The sequence below is a fragment of the Oxynema aestuarii AP17 genome, from assembly GCF_012295525.1.
GTDB lineage: Bacteria > Cyanobacteriota > Cyanobacteriia > Cyanobacteriales > Laspinemataceae > Oxynema > Oxynema aestuarii.
Genome location: NZ_CP051167.1, coordinates 5,622,162 through 5,641,508 on the forward strand (window position 1 = coordinate 5,622,162; position 19,347 = coordinate 5,641,508).

The window sequence follows — 19,347 nt, forward strand, 5'->3', positions numbered from 1 at the left end:
CTTCATAATTATATGGACGTAATTGATTGCCCCCACCCAAAACTGAGTGGAACCAACCCGTACCAATCCCCTCCCAAGGAAGCCATCTCTTCACCGTGGCTAAAGTTAGCATTAGTGTGGTCTGGGGTGTACCAGGGTCGTTCGGAGGAGGACAAATCCCCTAAGCGACGATAAATCGTTTGCCCATTTTCTGAAGGAATTTGACTCAGATTGAGGTCTGCCGTTCCCGCATACCACGCTGCTGCTGCTTGATGAGGACCACCTGTGTCTAGATTTTGGTCGAAGTTCGCCCAGGAACCCAAGTTCACATTCCAATCCGCTGTAGACAGTTCTTTGCCGTTGAGGGTATTATCCGTCCCTTTGTTCTGATAGTATAGCAGTCCTAAATGATTCATGGAAGCTTTTTTTGTTATAATATACACGGAAGATTCTCAATATCAGACAGACCTCATGAATATCATAGACGAGCTAGATAATTTCATTGAAAATACCACAAATACCAAAGAAATGAAGAGAGCATTGGCAGCCAAAATGAAATTATCTGGTCAACCCTCTAAGAAAATTGAAGAAATATTAAATGTTTCTTCGAGCTTCGTTAGTCAATGGAAAAATAAAGCAATTTTTGAGGGTGTTGAGAGTTTGAATCTTCAATACAAAGGAAGTAAAGGCTATCTAAAACCGGAAGAAAAAACACAAATCACTTCATGGATAAGACAACAAGAGTATTTGAGATTGTCTGACTTAAAACGATATTTGCAGCAAGAATACAACGTGATTTATTCTTCAAATCAAAGTTATTATGACTTGCTGAAAGCGGCTGGCATGAGCTGGAAAAAGTCGCAAAAAAAGAATCCAGCCAAAGATGAAAAGCTAGTCAAAAAAAAAGAAGAAGAAATTCAAAAGAAGCTTAAGGACTGGGAAGAGGATATCAAAGCTGGAAAGCTTGCTGTGTTTATGATTGATGAATGTCATCTTCTTTGGGGAGACGTCTTGGGTTTTGTTTGGGGAAGAAAAGATATAAGAGTCGAAATTCCCATTAAAAACCAAAAAAGTCGCCAAAGTTATTATGGCGCTTTAGATTACCAAACTCATGAATTTATTCTTCAAGAATACCCGAAAGCCGATACCGACAATACCATTCAGTTTATACAATACTTACGAGAACAAAGACCGGGACAAAAATTAGCCATTTTTTGGGATGGTGCCAGGTATCACGACTCTCAACAATTTCGAGATTTTTTAAAAGAGCTAAATGAAGGCTTAGAAGAAGATGAATGGTTGATTACTTGTACGAAGTTTGCTCCGAATGCTCCCGAGCAAAATCCAGTTGAAGATATTTGGCTGCAAACTAAAAATTTCTTGAGAACATTTTATTTTTTATGTGATTCATTTAAAAGAGTTAAAGAGCTATTCAAGATATTTGCTGATGGCCAAGTTTTTGATTTCCCTAAGCTATATTCTTATGGATTTTTGCCACAAATGACTTAGGATTGCTATAGTTATCCGCATAAGTCACATTGTCCCACACTACCACTTCCGGATCGAGGACAGTGCTGAAAACGGGTTCTGGAAAAGTCGGGTCGTAATCATACGGATCGATTGTAGTCATTTGGAGGTCGCGATTAGAAGCGTTGGTTCCCCCAGCATTCGGAAAATACGTCCCCAACCGCTGAATCATTTCCGTATTGACAACCGCACCTTGACCCAATCCAATAAAATGCAATGGCGAGTTAAAAATATCTCCTTGGGTACGGATAAGATTGCCATTAGCATCATAAAGACCAGACCCCTCTCCAACTTTACCACCATATTGTTGGTCGAGTTTCACCAAGGAAGCAAACATTGAATCAGCCGCAGCTTCTGCAAAACCTCCGTTATAGAAACTGCTGGCATCGAGACCCTGCATCCAATCGGCTAACAATACCAGTGGTTTTTCTTCTATAGGTGTTGTGTTAGTCGCTACCCAACTATTCCCGTTTAAGGTGACAGATTGCCATCCCCCAGTGGAGGGATTGTATTTCATCACCGAACCGCCTGCTTCTTGAATTTTACTGGCAAGAGCATTAATTTGACTGTTAAGCAAGCGGTTATGTTCTTCATCATTCTGTGGTTCTACACCGCGAGTCAATACCGTCACACTCGTAAACGGACTGGATGAAGGACTTGGCGGTAAGGGAGTTTTAAACTGACTATCCTCAACAACCGGCGTCGGTGAGCCATTAATCACCGCTTCAACCGCCCAATAATACTCTTGGCCCGCCGTCAACATCCGGTCATCAGGCAGTGTAAATTGGTCTTTAGCACCCGCTTGAGAACCCCCATTCCAAGTCCACACCCCCTCTTTCCAAGTCGCCGTCAAAATGCGATTCGGATTGTAATCCCTTCCTGGAGTGGGTGAGTCTAATTCCGGCCAAATATCCCTTGGTAACAACCCCTCCCCTTCAGGAAACACACTTACATAAAGCCTCACCTCTTTTACATCATCCTCGTCAACAGGAGTTGCACAAACATCCGTCTCATCACCCTCCCCATTAAAATTCCACTTAAACGTCGGCGTCAAAGTCTCCTCATCAAACACCCCAATCGGATTTTGCAGATTGACAATCGGTCGAGAAGACGCCGTTGCCACACTAAACGGACTTCCTCCCCCCAAAGAAATCGGCCCGGTGTGAGAATTATTAGGAACTCCATAAGGAATCTTCCTCGTAAAAGAATCGATCGCATTCCCAATATCCTTAAAATCAGCCGCCAGACTAATAGACGGATTGATATCATCAATCGGCTTCTCCTCAAACACCTCCAGTGGCGTACTATTAACCGTCTGGAGCATCTCCTTCACATTAAAAACAAAGGTACTATCAATCCCCGGATAACTCGCCGTCAAATACTTATTATCGCTCGAAAGCGACACCCCATTCGTAAATCCATTGGGAATCGGTCGCGTCGCCGCCACCAAAGTCGGATTGGGTCCCAAAGCATCCTTAATAATCCCAATATTGCCACCGGCTTTCGAGCCATCCACACTCTCGATTCCACTGCCAATCATTCGACCATTACGACCTGCAACAAAAGCATAATCCGTGCCACTTTCCTCATCATACATCACCGCCACAGACACCGCTTCATTGACATCAAAATAATCGGTCAAACCGCCTAAAGTTAACTGAGCGTAATGAGTAACCGCCTCAAAACTTAGCGGGTCATTATTGAGAATAGTCAGCACACCATACCCTTTTGGCTCCTCACCCCGGCTAGTAAACACCATCTTCGTAGGGTCGTAAGTAGCCGCCAGTCCTTCCACTCCATAACCCCCTTCAACCCGACCAATTTGTTGATGCCATTTGCGAGTATTTTGATTGGGGTCAGCCGGATTGTCAGGCCGATCGCGAGGGTCAATATTAAACACTAAAATTTGTCCCCGTCCCGTATCAGACCCCCCTGGAGTTGTAGCGAACAACCGCGTCCCATCACTGCTCATCGCCAGTTGACGCAAACCCAGACTCGCATTCTCGACTTCAATCGTACCAATGTACTGATTGTAAAAATCCGAACTGGGATTGATATCAATAACGTAAATCGCCCCAGTTTTCCAATCCGCCACATAAGCGTATTCATCCCGACTGTCGATCGCAATTGCACTGGGAATCGCATGAGAAGGCAAATCAATCCCATTGATTCCTTCCACATTAGGTTGAGCATCCAACTGTTTGAAAGCCGTCAAATCAACGAGAGCCACCTGTGCCGACTTATTCAGAGTCACATAAGCGCGAGAAGCATTGCTAGTTGCAGCGATAGCTCTCGGTCCATCTTCTCTGTTTGGCGACCCCACAGGAATATCCGCTAACAGTAAATCTTTACTATCCGTCTGCGCGATAACTTGTTCCGGATTGAGCGTGTTGACCAGACTAATCGTATCACTTGTCTGACGCGGCACCATCGCCATTTCCACACAACCATCAATCGGTATTTTGACCCGTTCCGTTTCCGTTTCCGTTTGAGTATCTATCACTGAATGAGTCGTTCTTTTCAGAGAAACCTCCGCTTCAGCCAGCGGAACAAAATCCGTCGTTACCGCAATTCGTTCTTGCTCTGGCTGGCTCAAAGGCGCAAGTATAGTACCCGGATAGACTTTACCTCCCAGGTGGAAATTTACCTCCAAATCATCGAGATTCGTTCCGAAATTACGACCTTCTAAATACAACACTCGTCCTTGTTGTTCGTCATACTGAAGTTGGAGCCGTTCCAGAACGGGTTGAGTATCGGGTACGGGTTGAGTTGGCACATCAAGCACAAGTTCAAGCTCACATTCAGTTCCGTCGTATATGGCAGTCCTACAGTGGGAATAGTCAATGTAGTCACACTTCTTTCCGACGCATCAAGCAAAACCGGAACTGAAGCCAAAGCCAATGCTCCCGCACCTATTAAACCACCGGGGACAAAGTAATCTGGACGGGAATAAGTCAAAGGTGATAGTTTCGGATAGGCTAGTGCTATTCCCCCTACGGCAATCAACCCCAAACCGACGCCAGCACTAAATCCGGCCAACCTTAAATGCGCTACAGAATAATCAAATTTGGGAATGGCAATGCTATATTCCCCCGATTCATAAGCACCCCGCCACGGAGGAGAAGTCGTATAAATCATCCCATCATCGCCGACAATTCCCGATTCCACCATCGTCCAGATCGGGTGCATCGTCTCACTTCCGACCCATTTATCTCCTTGTTGGAGTGCTGGGAGTTCCCCTTTGCGAAGGAAAAACACTTCCGTGCCAGGTTCCACCCCAGCAGGTGCCGGAATTGCGAATTGCAACGGGAATTCTAACGGTTGTTCACCAATATCTAAGTTAAAGGAGCCAGCGAAGGAGAATTTCTCTGGAATCTCCAAGGAAAGGTTCGATTCCTCAATTTGTCCAATACTGACTGGGGTTTCCTCTGTTAATGCTCCAGGCGGAACCATCACCATCGCGCCATCATCGGAACGTACTGCACCCCCATTCACTCCAATTGATGCTGTACCGGAAATGGGTTCAACCACCCGCACTTCAATCGTTTCCTCTGCTGCACCATGAACCACTGTCACCGTCGCATATCCGGATGACAATGCTGTTATCTTTCCATCTTCAGAAATTCGTACCACATTCTCATCGCTGACGTAATAGCGAGTTCCGCTTGCTGCAGCGCTCAAATCGGGAGAATCGCTGAGGGAATTTAACCGTAATTGTAATTGGCGTTTAGCTCCCGGAACTAAAGTGATAGCATCCGGATAGGGGTCAATTCCTTCAAATTCTGCCAGTGCGACATTAAACTCCGCATCGTTAGTTGGTGTGGGAGTCGCTCCAATACGAATTGCCGTTACTGCTTCTTCATCCCTGTAAGAGACTCGCACTACGGCGACGCCTTCAGCATTTTTAGCTGTTATCGTTCCATCGCTTTCAACGGTTACTAAATCGGGATTGTCAGTGCTGTAGGTTAGTTCGCTGGCGGGGATAACCACCCCTTTGCGATCGGCAAAATTGGCAGTGACGACTAAATTTGTCGTGCCATCCGATCGCAACTGCACATCGCGCTCCACCACGTCTAAACTCAATAATGGTGCATCGCTAACTTTTACAGTTATGGTCTCATTTACCGACCGAACGCCGCCATCGTTGGCAACTAAATCGAAACTGGCCGTTCCGACAAAATCCGGAGCCGGTTGGAAAGAAAGAGTTGTGCCATCAGCGAGCAATTCTGCGGTTCCATTGAGTGCATTGCTGATGTGGTAGGTCACTCGATCGCCATCGGGGTCGGTGACTAACGAGGATAAGTCAATGGTGGCGGGTAAATTAGCACTCACCAGAACTGAATCGTTGATGAGAATGGGTGCTTGGTTGGTCAATAAATCCGTGCCATCTTGGAGCAATAATTGCAAGCGACCGTTTTCGTCATAGAAGGCATTCGCTCCACTGCGTCCTAATGGATCGAGTACCGAAGTTAAGTAATGGTCGAATGATTGATGGTAATCGAAATGGGTGGTGACGTTATCGCGATCGGTGACAGCGACCAAATCACCTTTTTCGTCATATTGATAGCGAATGACTTGGTTATTGAAATCGGTGACGGTATTGATGCGACCTTTAGCATCGCGACCCAATGCGATCGCTTCTCCGGTGGAACTGAATATTCCAGCGTCAGAGAAGGTTAAGGAATAACCATCGGCGTCAGTAACTTTAAGTAAATCTCCACTTTTTGCATCAATTTCGGCGACAACTCCTTCTGGAGTGGTCAGGGTGTACTGACCGCCAAATCGTGAATTCTCTGGGTTATAAGGAACGCCTGCTAGGTCATAATAGTTACCATCTGGACCTAATATTAGGCGGGTGTCTGGTACGGAAAGGGTCATTCCCGAACCGTTATCAGCAACGAAGGTGGGATGATACCAACGTGCAGCTCCATCACCGTACAAACTGAGGAAAGAATTCAGGCGATCGCCGGTGGGTTCAAAGCGGAAGTCGATTCGTTCTCCATCGGGAAGGGTAACGTAAACGCGAGTGTCGTCAGTGAAGGCATTTTGAATGTCGAGTAATTCTTGCTCGAAACTGGGGGGAGGCACATTGGTTCGCAAGTCGGTATCGACTAATTCCATGCGCCATCCGTATCCAAAATCATCGGAATCTTCGGCGTTTAAGCTGTCATAAGTCCGAGTCAAAATGATGGGGAAACCTGTAATGGGAATTTCTACTAGATCGTTGAAAGAAAGGTTGAGGTTGCCTTGTTTTTCTCCACCCACTTCTATCCGCTCTTCTATTGTGGAACCATTGCCTCCTTTATCGTAAGCAGACAAGCGCAATACATAACTATCGTTCTGCAAAATTGACGGATCGAAGGTTCCCAACACTCCATCCACAACCGATTCTGTTCCTCGGAAAATTTCTCGGAACTCGCTACTGCCTCCGGCTGCTACTTCTAGGGTATAATAATCCAAATTTTCATCTTCAACTGTCCCTACAATTTCCAGGGATGCAGTCACTGTTTCATCAAACAGACCCTCTGCTAATGCTACCACTGGAGAATCGGGGTCTGAACTATCGATTGCGGTAATTTCTAAGGTGGATTCTGTGACGTTAAAAGCCGCATCATAAGCAACTGCTCGAACCTTAATGTTACCAAATTCCTCTATTTTAATTTTAGCCGTCCCCAACCCGGATAGTTCTACGGGTTCATCATTAATAAAGAGTTGCATTCCGGTAATGCCGACATTATCAGTTGCTTGAAGGAAGAAGGTGATTTCCGAGCCGATATCGGCACGATAATCATCATCGACAAGGTACACATTACTCGGCAAGAGTTGAATTTGGGGTGCTACATTATCTGCTGTAACTGTTAGATTGAAAGTTTGAGTGGCGGTAGTTCCCAACTCATCGATCGCTTCAATAGTTATCGCATGAGTTCCGACATTTTCAACCGTAGGAATCCAACGCAACCGTCCCAACTCATCTACACTCATTCCCAAAGCAATGGAAGCATCATCTAAGCGATAGGTTAAACTGCTACCATTCGGGTCGGTTGCTTGAATGTCGTAACTGAACAGGCGATTTGGAATTGCGACAGTAGGCGGTTCATTCGTATTAAAAACGGGAGGTAAATCATTTTGAACCGTTAAAGTAAATCCTTGTGCTGCACCCAAACGACCATCATTCACTCCCACCACAACTTGATGAGTGCCAAAAGTAGGAGAATCCCAACGCAGTTCGCCAGTATTGACATCCAAAGTCATCCCATTGGGAACCGAGATGGGTTGATAAATTAAACCATCATTATCTGCATCAGTTGCTTCAATTTGATAGCGGTAAGGTACGCCAGTGGCGGCGAAATATTTGGCGGTGGAGGTAATGACGGGTGGATGGTTAATGGCATCTGACCCGACTTCTATGGTGTAGGTTTGTCGGTTCACTCCATTTTGGCCGTCAATAACTAACACTTCCACTTCTACCGAACCCGACTGTTGTGCGGTTGGCGTCCAAGTAATCAATCCAGTTTCCGGGTCGATTTGCATCCCATCGGGTGCAATTCCCAAACTGTAGCGTCCTCCATCATTTTCGAGGTCAGTGGAAGCGATTTGATAGCGATAATCAGTTCCGACAGCGGCGGCGGTGATGGGGACAGAAACAATTTCTGGGGGAGTGTTGATTCCTCGAACTGTGAGGTCAAATTCTTGACCCACAAAATGTCCGGTTGCATCAGTGACGCGAATGGCAATCGTATGTTCGCCGATTTGGGTGGCGTTGGGTTGCCAAGATAGCATTCCGGAGTTGGGGTCAATAACCATTCCAGAAGGTGCTTTATCTAAAGTCCATAACAGCAAATCGCCATCGGGGTCGAATCCAACAAGTTGATATTGATAAACCCGTTCTAAGTTGGTAATTAGATTTGGGGTGGAGGTGATGCTAGGTGCGCGATTGACAGTTTGATTCGATACATTTAACGTCCAGGATAAAGTGGTAGTATCTTCGCCGTCGTTAACTTCTAGAGAGATAGGATGGGAACCGAATTGAGAGGGAGTTGGCGTCCAAATGATGCGACCCTGAGAATCCAATTCCATTCCGGCGGGGGATTGAAGGAAGTTGAAGGTTAGGGGGTCGCCATCAGAATCCGTCAGCGGTAACTGATATAAATAAGTGGAACCGATGCGAACCGAACTGCGGGGGGTGGCGGTAATTTCTGGGGGGGTATTCGGACGCGGTTCGACTACAGTGGCGGTAATCGTTTGAGATGCTTCTCCACCGAGACTATCAATTGCTTTAACGGTGAATTGAAACTCGCCGGTTTGGGAGGGAGTCCAACGCAGAATGCCAGTGTCGGGATTGAGGGTAGCGCCAGTTGGGGGATTGACTAACTCGTAACGAATCTCAGCATCGCCATCCGCATCGAGTGCATTGAGACGATATTCAAATAGTTTACCGCGTTGAGGTTGAATGAATGTGGGTGAAGAGTTGGTAAATGCGGGGAGATTGTTGACAGGTGTCAACTTGACTTGGAACGATTGTAAATCGACTCCACCTAAATTATCTTGCACTCGCACTAAAACATTATAAACCCCCGAAGCAAGGTAAATACTGTTTGATTCACTCCGTTGGATTACAGTAGGTTTCCAAACAATAACTCCAGTTTCGGAATCGATTGTCATTCCCTCTGGTTTTAACGGTAAATCATAAACTAAATTATCAGCATTGGGATCCTTTGCTATAGCGTTATACCGAAAGAAACTTGACTCAAAAATCTCAGTGGGCGGAGTGCTGGTGAAACTAGGAGGTAGGTTAGAAGGGGGGTTCTCACGTTCGCCATTGCCAAAGTTGATATTTTCTACAACTTGACCCGATTCTAATTTAACTGTATGAGCACGCTCTAATCCAAGAATCTGAGTGACTTTAATGTTATCAATTACCGCTCCATAACTATCTCCTACTGTAGAATAAAACTCAATTGTTGTATTGTTACTGTTAGCAGTAAACTGCCAAGTTTGGGGTTGATACTGCATATTATAGCATTCCTAAATCAGTCGAGTCAGGGCGATCCACCTGAAACCCCTGGGAGTGGGAGCATCTTGCTCCCTACATAGGTTACAAATCATTTAGGATTGCTATATAGCAGTCCTAAATGATTCATGGAAGCTTTTTTTGTTATAATATACACGGAAGATTCTCAATATCAGACAGACCTCATGAATATCATAGACGAGCTAGATAATTTCATTGAAAATACCACAAATACCAAAGAAATGAAGAGAGCATTGGCAGCCAAAATGAAATTATCTGGTCAACCCTCTAAGAAAATTGAAGAAATATTAAATGTTTCTTCGAGCTTCGTTAGTCAATGGAAAAATAAAGCAATTTTTGAGGGTGTTGAGAGTTTGAATCTTCAATACAAAGGAAGTAAAGGCTATCTAAAACCGGAAGAAAAAACACAAATCACTTCATGGATAAGACAACAAGAGTATTTGAGATTGTCTGACTTAAAACGATATTTGCAGCAAGAATACAACGTGATTTATTCTTCAAATCAAAGTTATTATGACTTGCTGAAAGCGGCTGGCATGAGCTGGAAAAAGTCGCAAAAAAAGAATCCAGCCAAAGATGAAAAGCTAGTCAAAAAAAAAGAAGAAGAAATTCAAAAGAAGCTTAAGGACTGGGAAGAGGATATCAAAGCTGGAAAGCTTGCTGTGTTTATGATTGATGAATGTCATCTTCTTTGGGGAGACGTCTTGGGTTTTGTTTGGGGAAGAAAAGATATAAGAGTCGAAATTCCCATTAAAAACCAAAAAAGTCGCCAAAGTTATTATGGCGCTTTAGATTACCAAACTCATGAATTTATTCTTCAAGAATACCCGAAAGCCGATACCGACAATACCATTCAGTTTATACAATACTTACGAGAACAAAGACCGGGACAAAAATTAGCCATTTTTTGGGATGGTGCCAGGTATCACGACTCTCAACAATTTCGAGATTTTTTAAAAGAGCTAAATGAAGGCTTAGAAGAAGATGAATGGTTGATTACTTGTACGAAGTTTGCTCCGAATGCTCCCGAGCAAAATCCAGTTGAAGATATTTGGCTGCAAACTAAAAATTTCTTGAGAACATTTTATTTTTTATGTGATTCATTTAAAAGAGTTAAAGAGCTATTCAAGATATTTGCTGATGGCCAAGTTTTTGATTTCCCTAAGCTATATTCTTATGGATTTTTGCCACAAATGACTTAGGATTGCTATATTTTTATTGCCACTACCAATCCCTACAAATTCTGCCGACTGACCAGCTGCGGTTACAGTCATTGGTCTTTCGCTTCCTGCAGCAAGAAAACCATGAGCTGATAAGTCAAAAGTTACGAGGTAATCTTCGCCAGGAATAGTGTTAATCGTTTGTTTAATTCCCCCCGGACCTGGTGTACCATCAAGGTCAATACTATAATCACCATCAGAGGCTTGCCATAAACCTGTACCACAATGATCGACCGACCTCAGCATCACGTCCCAGCCTTCAAGTGTAGTCGAATTATATCTTACTATTGTCCATGAATTTTTCGGGGCTGGTCCTCTTTCAAAACTCCCATTCTGAATTAAGTTTTCACCGATCGCCGGACTTAATAAAGGAAAGGTTTGTTCTAAACTAGAGGGAACTATTTCTCGAATCGTATAGGTATCCGCTGTCAAATTGGTAAATTGATAGGAGCCGGTTTCGTCTGTTAAAGGAGTGGCGGGATTATCTGTACTTGTTTTTGTGCTTGGTTCCTCAACATCTAACCTTCCATTATTATTCAAATCTAAATAAATTTCTACTCCAGCTAGTCCACTTTCTTCTGGGTCGAAAACACTGTTTTTATTAGAATCTAACCATTTAATTCCGCGAATTTCCCCTAAATCCGTCTGGTGGGCAACACTCAATTGAAAAATCTGAGTATCAATTCCACCCTGAGTATCTTGCACCTCAACCGCAATCTCATATTCTCCCACATTGTCATCGGTTAAGTCGTTCCAACGAATTTCTCCAGTAATTGGGTCAACCGTCATTCCATCGGGAGGATTCACCAAGGAATAAGTCAGTTGGTCGTTTTCAGGGTCGAGCGCTCGGACTGAATAAAGATAATCGCTCCCCACATTGACTCGTTGTGAGGGTTCGCTAATAATAATTGGTGCGTAGTTCCCAGGCTTTTCTTGGATTAAAATATTGAAGGATTGCGTTACTTTTCCACCCCTGCCATCTTCGGCATTCAGCGTTACTTTCTGTAAGCCTAGTTGTTGGGTATTGGGTTGCCAAGTTAAGGTTTGAGTTTCGGAATCAAAACTCATTCCTTCGGGCGCATTCATAACAGAAAAAGTCAGTTTATCCCTATCTGGGTCAGTAGCACTAATTTGATAGCGATACGGTTGATTGATATAAGCATCCACCACCGGCGTGGACGTGAATATAGGGGGTCGATTCGGCGGAATTTCCGTCACTGACAGGGTAAAGCTTTGAACGTCTTTCCCCCCACGAGAATCCACTACCTCTACAACAACAGCATGAGTTCCAATCTCCTCAACCGTCGTCTCCCAAGTTATCACCCCAGTTTCTGAGTCAATTATCATCCCATTGGGAGCTGATAATAACGAATAACTCAACCCATCATTATTCGCATCTTTGGCAATAACTTCATACCGATAAGAATTCCCTCCAATCGCTTCTAGTGGCGGTTTGCTTTCGATAACCGGGTCAGCATTTAACTGTCCAAGTACCGCCAATTCATAAGTAAATTGAACTCGATTGGGGTTGAAGAAGGTTAGCGAACCCAACTCAGTTATTTCAGTCGGGTCTAACTTTCCATCCTCGGCCAATTCAGAGAAATTATAATACGGCACTCCTTCTGGGGTAAATCCATCTGGGTTGCGCAGTAAAACTGTGGGGTCACTGATATTAGAAACCGCCACCAATAAAGGCCCATCTACGCTATAATTGCCTTCATTGCGAATGGCAACTTCCGCATACAGTTCGTTGCTACTTTCATCAAAGCGGGTGCTTCTGTATTCTAAGGGGTTTGAAGGCGTAATATCAGTCAGCTTGCCAAACTCGGCTAACTCAATCGGCTGACTGCGATGATTGTCTTCACCGCTACTGACTGGCGGTTGTTGCTGAGTGCTTCCCACCAAGTTCAGGTTGCGGATGCTGACTGAGGTAGTCGTGTCGCGATCGCCATTCACCAATCGCAATACTAAATTAGCACTTCCCGGACTCACCCCATTCAAATTGAGCGTCACCGTACCCGTACTTTCATTATATTCAACGCCAGCGGCTAATTTCGGTTCTTCCCCTTCGGTTAAATTAAAGAAAGCATCTCCCGAACCAATGGTATGCACCAAAGAATTCCCTTCTGCATCCAAAAGAGCGACTTCAAACGCATCGTTAATTGCATTACTATCGCTCCTGTCGAAATTGAGTGCAGCCAATGTAAAGACTAACTGAGAAGAAGTCTGTGGAATAGTCAATTCTTCTCGATGACTGACTGAAAAGTTTTCCCCTTCTACCAAAACGATATCATCAACATTGCTAACTTCTGTGCGAGTAATGATGCGACTGGTAACGGTGGAATTGCCTGCGTCGTCAAGGGTTTGAATGGTAAAGGAATTTTCCCCAACAGTAAGGTCAATTCCTGCAAAAGAGAATTGTCCCGTTGTATCCGCCGTGACGGTTGTGCCGGTTTCGATTAAAGTGACGGTAGCATTGGGTTCTGTCGTCCCTGTCAGGGTTACAGGTGATGCAGCGGTTTGAGCGTCGCCAGGGATATCGGTGTCGGATGCGGGGTCTAAGTCAAATGTCAGCGGAGGCGCGGTGGTATCTAGGGTAAAGTCATACTGGTACTCGGTAATGTTTCCCCATTCGTCAATGGCCTGCAAGTATAATGTGTGAGAGCCATCGGGGAGTGAATCGCCGTAAATGGTGGCAAGTTGGGAAGGGGTGAGGGTAAAGTCGCCGGTTTCTAAAAGTTGCGAGTCAATGTTGATGAAGGAAGAGTTGTCAAAACTGGCAGTAAAACTAACAATGTGGAGAGGGTTGGTGAGAGTGCCAGTAATAGTCGGGTTGTAGGTTTTGCGATCGCTATCGGATATGCCAGTATCTTCTGCAAGTTTTGCGGTGATGATGGGAGACTGGTTGTTCTGTTCTGCGTAAGAAACGATTTGCTGTCCAATTTCAGAATTGCGCCAATCTGAATCGGGAGCAATCACTTCATCCAGGTTAGTCACGATTCCGGTTGCAGCTGACATTTTGAAGGTGATATCGTTAAAGTCGGCATCCCCTCCAGGCAACCGTAAATCTTCCCAGGCAAATAAGTTCCCATCTCCAGTGACATCAACGAGTTGAGGTTGATGCAACGCTCGTTCCGGGTCACTGGGAGTTAACGAAAGGAAGGGTTTTTTGCTGCCAGTAACTTGCGGATTGTCAAAGAGTTCTTGGAGGGTGCCGTCAGGAATTAAAATTAAGCCAAATTCTGTTCCTTCCGGTAAAGAGAAAGTTTTCTCTCCTGATTTGATGCCACGATTCCAATTGTAAGCTTCCAATTTTCCATCGAGTTTAGCCGCTTCTGTGGAGTCGGATATCAGAACATAACCTTCGTCGGAATTGGAGAGAGAACGTCTAGCGATTTCTTGGAAGAATTCAGCAGACCCCCATTCATATTCCGAGAGTCCAGCCATATTGAACAAACCGACAGTGCCTTGATAATAGCCGCCATCGAAGATGTATTCGATGTTAATAGAGCCAGTTTCTCCCACTTGGAAAACCCCTTGGGAGAAGTTGGGGAAGGTTGGTTCGATTTCAGTAGGTACGGTTTGAGCAACAACGTTGATGGTGAGGGAGTTGCTGTCGGATGGGGAGTCGTTATCTTCTAGAACAACTGATGCAGTTTCTCCGGAATCTGATGTAGATTCGGTTGGATTGGATGTAGCGGGTGGAGCGGAGGGTTTAATTGCGGACGATTCGGTTTGAGATGAGTTGGGTCCTGAAGTGGGATCGATAATGAATTCGGTTGAAGCTGATGAAGTTGTCGAGGCTACTAAGTCTTCTTCAGCTAAATCGAGAGGTTCATCCTCATCTGAGTTGAAATCTGTGTCATCTGTGGTTAAAGATGAGGAATTTGTTTCGGTTGAATCGAGTGAAGATTCTTCTGAATCTGGGGTCTCTTCTGCACTAGCAGGGGTGGTTGCTGAGTCGGACGAGGCAGGAGATTCAGCCAGTATATCCTCATCCGATTGAAGAGCATTGGATGTTTCTTCTTCGCTGCTTTCATCCGCAAATTCTGTCGAATCAACTGTATCGGAGTTGGACTGGATTGAGGAGGAAGTTTCTAAGTTGGATTCTGTCGCTTCAACTGTGTCGGAGTCTGATACCGTTGAAGTTTCATCAGGAGATTCGGTCGGTTCGGATGTTTCAGTTGAAATCGAACTGGATTCTGTTAAATTGGATGTATCGGAGTCGCTAAGGATTGACGGTGAGGTTTCGGTTGAAACTGACGTGGATTCTACTCCGTTGTTGGGGTCGTCCGGTAAGAGAATGGACGATTCAGTTTCTTCAGGAATTGAAGTGAATTCAGTCGGCTCAACTGTTGTCTCATCAGATAGGAGAGTTTCTGATTCAGTTTCTTCGGGAATTGAGGTAGATTCTACCCCGTTGTCAGTGCTATCAATGTCAAGGTTTGACTCTACGGTTGAATCGTCCGCCGCTATTTCATCACCATTCGGTTCTAACCCGTCAATTGTTTCTGAAACTTCGTCTGAAGCGCTTTCTGGGGTCGATTGAAGTAAAGCGGATTGTTCTTGGACGTAGGTGATTATTTCTTGTCCGCTGGGAGTCGTGCGCCAGTCTAAATTAGGATTAATTAATTCATCAAGGACTGTGGCGGTTCCGGTAGCTCCAAATAGGAAAAGATGAGGTCATTGTAGTCGAGATCGCTTCCCACATCAACTCGCAAGTCTTCCATGACAAACAAATTGCCCTCTCCGGTGACATCAGCAATTTGTCCCACATGAAAGGCATCTTCTGGGTTGGCGGTGGCGAGGGAAAATAAAGGTCGTTTGTTCCCAGTCAATTCCGGATTTTCTTGAACTTCTTCGATTGTCCCATTGGGAACAAGGATGATGCCAAATTTATCTCCAGGCTGCATCAAGAAGGTTTTGTTTCCTTCGTGTTTTCCCCAATTAAAATTGGTGGCTTCTTCTAAATCTCCGGTAAATTTGGCGGCTTCATTGGCGTCAGAGATGACGATATAACCTTGTTCGGAATGACTTAGCGCTCTTTTGGCAGCTTCTTTAATAAATTCTGCACTTCCCGGGACAAATTCTTCCATCCCGGTTAAACTGAAGATACCAATTTCACTTTGGTAAGCACCACCATCGTAGAGGAATTCGATGTTGACTTGTCCAGTATTGCCTACGACAAATATTCCAGATGTGAAGTCGGTATTTTGGACGGATGGAAGTGCTTCGCCGGTGAGGGGATCTATTGGAGAGTTGTTATCTGAACTGGGGAGTATGCTCGACTCAATATTATTAACTGATACTCCGTCGGTCAGCGAGGTGTCCTCAACTCCATATTGAGAGTTTATTGGGAATAACTCGCTACCAGTTGGCGGAGATTCTAATGGCTTTATTGGGTTGTTAAATGGGTCTACGGGATTGTCAACTAACCCGGATATTAAGGGGTCTCCCTGCGAGTCAGGAAATAACGATTCATTGTTTAAAATTTGCATGACGAGTTTCCATCCGTGCTTGTAGTTTAGATGGTGCTGCGTCCTGGCTTTTTTTGTAAAAAGTAGGATGCTCTAAGCGAATTTTAAAAAACTTGAAAACTAATTTAACAACTCTATGCAATTTCCCTATCCGCACTTTTACTGAAGTTTTTAAGTTTTTTTGGGGAAGTTTTTGCCTAGGCTGTGTAAACTTTTCAGTATTTTTACTTAGTTTTACTTAATTTTACTTAGGTTTAGCAATTAATTTGATACAATCTTTCTTTATAGAATGGGCTTTTGAATGAATTTTAATCCTTGTAAATTAATGCAAAAAAAGTGACGAAAAACTGTTTTTGCCTGGGAAAAACATTGTTTTTGAGTAAGAATACTGATTTGGTTATACAGAATACAGGAGTAGTGAGGGAAGGGGGATTTAATCGGGACGGTGGAGTTGGAGGGGTTGATGAGGGAGCCACAACCAAAGCGAAAAAGTTGGTGAGGGTAGCGCCAGGGGCGTCGCTCCCGTTCAGGAACGATTCCAGTTGCGAGCGCGAGGTTCGCTTCGGATCGCCATACCCGATCCCACATCAGTGTGCTTGTTAGTAGGCAGTTTCAGTTTTTCTTTGCCCGCGATGCTCCCCATCCCTGATTGCCAGCAACTATACCGGCAGGAACTGAAAACAGCAGCTTGTGTTAGGCGATCGCAATCAGCTTGGACGACAAGAGCGCGATTAGAGGTCAAGCCAGTTTCCCAAATCCTTCCTTCCCCAGATAAGGCAAGCATGGATGGGTTGAACACAAGTCGGGCCAAAAATAATCGGAGACTTTTGGATAAACTGCCACAACGCATTCGGACAAGACAGAGCGATCGCCATCGCATAAAAATGGAGCAACCCTTGCGCTGTAAGGCTGCGAGGCTCCCGACGAGTTTGGGTGGGTTCAGCGATTTTGGTTGAGCCTCGCAACAGGGGTGGCAACCGTGGAAAGGAATCACCAAAAATCTAGCTGGATCTGTGTCGGCGGGTCGAACTCGCCGGTTACCCGAGAGCAGATAGCCGGACCATACAGCTTTAACAGCCGGAGCAAATCCTCCAACTCTTCTCGGGTCATTGCGAATTTAGTAGGTTTCCCATAGCGGCGCTTGATGAATCCTCGCAACTCAGCCTTATCCAGCCCTTCAGCCGCCAGTTTGAGAAACAAAGCGTGGGCCAATTTCAGCAGTTCGTGGGAAGTCAGTTCGGTTGATGTTAGCTGGTCGGTGGGAGTCGCCACCTTGACCTTGCCAGCCAGAATCCGCACCAGCGATCGCAACATGGGAGTGGGGAGATGATTGCGATTGAAGTCAGCTGCTAAATTAAATGTCGTCTTGCCAAATTAATATCGCTGAACTTGATAGACAGCAATCCCTCTGTGCATAAAGGTTCAGGCTATTTTTACACGAGGACCCACCCCAAACTAGGCTTGACAAATTAAATGTCGTCTTTTGTAATTTTGACCAATTAGATGTCGTTTCTTGTAAAAGGTATTGGCAAGCGATTGTAAGTAGGCTTCTTCTGCGCCATCGGCAACTGTTTAATCATTAATCAGATAACTGCCGAAACCGTGGGAGAAGCACCGACAAACTGATTGATGCTATAGCAGTCCTAAATGATTCATGGAAGCTTTTTTTGTTATAATATACACGGAAGATTCTCAATATCAGACAGACCTCATGAATATCATAGACGAGCTAGATAATTTCATTGAAAATACCACAAATACCAAAGAAATGAAGAGAGCATTGGCAGCCAAAATGAAATTATCTGGTCAACCCTCTAAGAAAATTGAAGAAATATTAAATGTTTCTTCGAGCTTCGTTAGTCAATGGAAAAATAAAGCAATTTTTGAGGGTGTTGAGAGTTTGAATCTTCAATACAAAGGAAGTAAAGGCTATCTAAAACCGGAAGAAAAAACACAAATCACTTCATGGATAAGACAACAAGAGTATTTGAGATTGTCTGACTTAAAACGATATTTGCAGCAAGAATACAACGTGATTTATTCTTCAAATCAAAGTTATTATGACTTGCTGAAAGCGGCTGGCATGAGCTGGAAAAAGTCGCAAAAAAAGAATCCAGCCAAAGATGAAAAGCTAGTCAAAAAAAAAGAAGAAGAAATTCAAAAGAAGCTTAAGGACTGGGAAGAGGATATCAAAGCTGGAAAGCTTGCTGTGTTTATGATTGATGAATGTCATCTTCTTTGGGGAGACGTCTTGGGTTTTGTTTGGGGAAGAAAAGATATAAGAGTCGAAATTCCCATTAAAAACCAAAAAAGTCGCCAAAGTTATTATGGCGCTTTAGATTACCAAACTCATGAATTTATTCTTCAAGAATACCCGAAAGCCGATACCGACAATACCATTCAGTTTATACAATACTTACGAGAACAAAGACCGGGACAAAAATTAGCCATTTTTTGGGATGGTGCCAGGTATCACGACTCTCAACAATTTCGAGATTTTTTAAAAGAGCTAAATGAAGGCTTAGAAGAAGATGAATGGTTGATTACTTGTACGAAGTTTGCTCCGAATGCTCCCGAGCAAAATCCAGTTGAAGATATTTGGCTGCAAACTAAAAATTTCTTGAGAACATTTTATTTTTTATGTGATTCATTTAAAAGAGTTAAAGAGCTATTCAAGATATTTGCTGATGGCCAAGTTTTTGATTTCCCTAAGCTATATTCTTATGGATTTTTGCCACAAATGACTTAGGATTGCTATATAGCGACATTAATCTGTCAACGGCGACAAATAATGTGGCAACCGATACGATCGCTAACCTGCCTTTCGTTGGCAGTTTAGGGATTGAGGCAGGCGATCGCCAACCTGCCTTTCGTTGGCAGTTTAGGGATTGAGGCAGGCGCTCTCCGGTCTGGGCGAGTTGTAGATTTGGGCGGCGAACTGTTTTTTTCTCGGTAAAAGCGAATGCGCTCCCGGGCTTCGTCAAAATTTCGATCTCGTCACCTCCCCCCCATAATTGTTGCCGAGCACAGCGCACTGCACCAGGGTCAGCCGACAATAGCCCGAGCGCACCCCACACTGGCATTGACCCCGCCTATAAAGCGGGGTCGGTGG

At 44.4% G+C, this 19,347-nt stretch carries 11 protein-coding genes; 5 read left to right on the forward strand and 6 right to left on the reverse strand.

Annotated features, from left to right (window positions below; all coding sequences use genetic code 11):
* Window positions 1-8 precede the first annotated feature (8 nt).
* Window positions 9-395 carry a hypothetical protein gene (locus HCG48_RS22485; protein WP_168571173.1) on the reverse strand — a complete coding sequence of 129 codons (387 nt, stop codon included), beginning with the start codon at window positions 393-395 and terminating at the stop codon, window positions 9-11.
* Between the two features lie 55 nt (window positions 396-450).
* On the opposite strand from HCG48_RS22485, the gene HCG48_RS22490 reads away from it, so the two are divergent.
* A complete protein-coding gene (locus tag HCG48_RS22490; RefSeq protein WP_168571816.1) occupies window positions 451-1,488 on the forward strand; it encodes an IS630 family transposase in 1,038 nt (345 codons plus the stop codon).
* Here HCG48_RS22490 and HCG48_RS22495 read toward each other — a convergent pair.
* The gene (locus HCG48_RS22495) at window positions 1,448-4,291 is read right to left on the reverse strand and encodes a YncE family protein (protein WP_168571174.1); all 2,844 of its coding nucleotides are present in this window, start codon (window positions 4,289-4,291) and stop codon (window positions 1,448-1,450) included. The genes HCG48_RS22490 and HCG48_RS22495 overlap by 41 nt on opposite strands.
* Window positions 4,192-9,168: a putative Ig domain-containing protein gene (locus tag HCG48_RS22500; RefSeq protein WP_168571175.1), complete on the reverse strand. Its 4,977-nt coding sequence runs from the start codon at window positions 9,166-9,168 to the stop codon at window positions 4,192-4,194. Before HCG48_RS22500 ends, HCG48_RS22495 begins: the two co-directional genes overlap by 100 nt.
* A gap of 534 nt (window positions 9,169-9,702) precedes the next feature.
* Between HCG48_RS22500 and HCG48_RS22505 the strand changes: the two genes are divergently transcribed.
* Entirely contained in the window at window positions 9,703-10,740 is a 1,038-nt protein-coding gene (locus tag HCG48_RS22505) for an IS630 family transposase (RefSeq protein ID WP_168571816.1), read from the forward strand.
* On the opposite strand, the gene HCG48_RS22510 is transcribed toward HCG48_RS22505, so the two are convergent.
* Window positions 10,705-14,283 carry a putative Ig domain-containing protein gene (locus HCG48_RS22510; protein WP_168571176.1) on the reverse strand — a complete coding sequence of 1,193 codons (3,579 nt, stop codon included), beginning with the start codon at window positions 14,281-14,283 and terminating at the stop codon, window positions 10,705-10,707. The genes HCG48_RS22505 and HCG48_RS22510 overlap by 36 nt on opposite strands.
* A gap of 244 nt (window positions 14,284-14,527) precedes the next feature.
* Here HCG48_RS22510 and HCG48_RS22515 point away from each other — a divergent pair, with 244 nt between their 5' ends.
* On the forward strand, window positions 14,528-14,764 hold the full coding sequence (locus tag HCG48_RS22515; RefSeq protein ID WP_168571177.1) for a hypothetical protein: 237 nt from the start codon (window positions 14,528-14,530) through the stop codon (window positions 14,762-14,764).
* 6 nt (window positions 14,765-14,770) lie between these two features.
* A complete protein-coding gene (locus tag HCG48_RS22520; protein ID WP_168571178.1) occupies window positions 14,771-15,307 on the forward strand; it encodes a hypothetical protein in 537 nt (178 codons plus the stop codon).
* 79 nt (window positions 15,308-15,386) lie between these two features.
* On the opposite strand, the gene HCG48_RS22525 is transcribed toward HCG48_RS22520, so the two are convergent.
* Together HCG48_RS22525 and HCG48_RS22530 are read right to left on the reverse strand one after the other, a co-directional pair.
* Complete coding sequence (locus HCG48_RS22525; protein ID WP_168571179.1) at window positions 15,387-16,256, reverse strand: DUF4114 domain-containing protein; 870 nt, start codon at window positions 16,254-16,256, stop codon at window positions 15,387-15,389.
* 969 nt (window positions 16,257-17,225) lie between these two features.
* The gene (locus tag HCG48_RS22530) at window positions 17,226-17,549 is read right to left on the reverse strand and encodes a hypothetical protein (protein WP_168571180.1); all 324 of its coding nucleotides are present in this window, start codon (window positions 17,547-17,549) and stop codon (window positions 17,226-17,228) included.
* A 397-nt stretch (window positions 17,550-17,946) separates the two neighbouring features.
* Between HCG48_RS22530 and HCG48_RS22535 the strand changes: the two genes are divergently transcribed.
* On the forward strand, window positions 17,947-18,984 hold the full coding sequence (locus tag HCG48_RS22535) for an IS630 family transposase (protein WP_168571816.1): 1,038 nt from the start codon (window positions 17,947-17,949) through the stop codon (window positions 18,982-18,984).
* Window positions 18,985-19,347 lie beyond the last annotated feature (363 nt).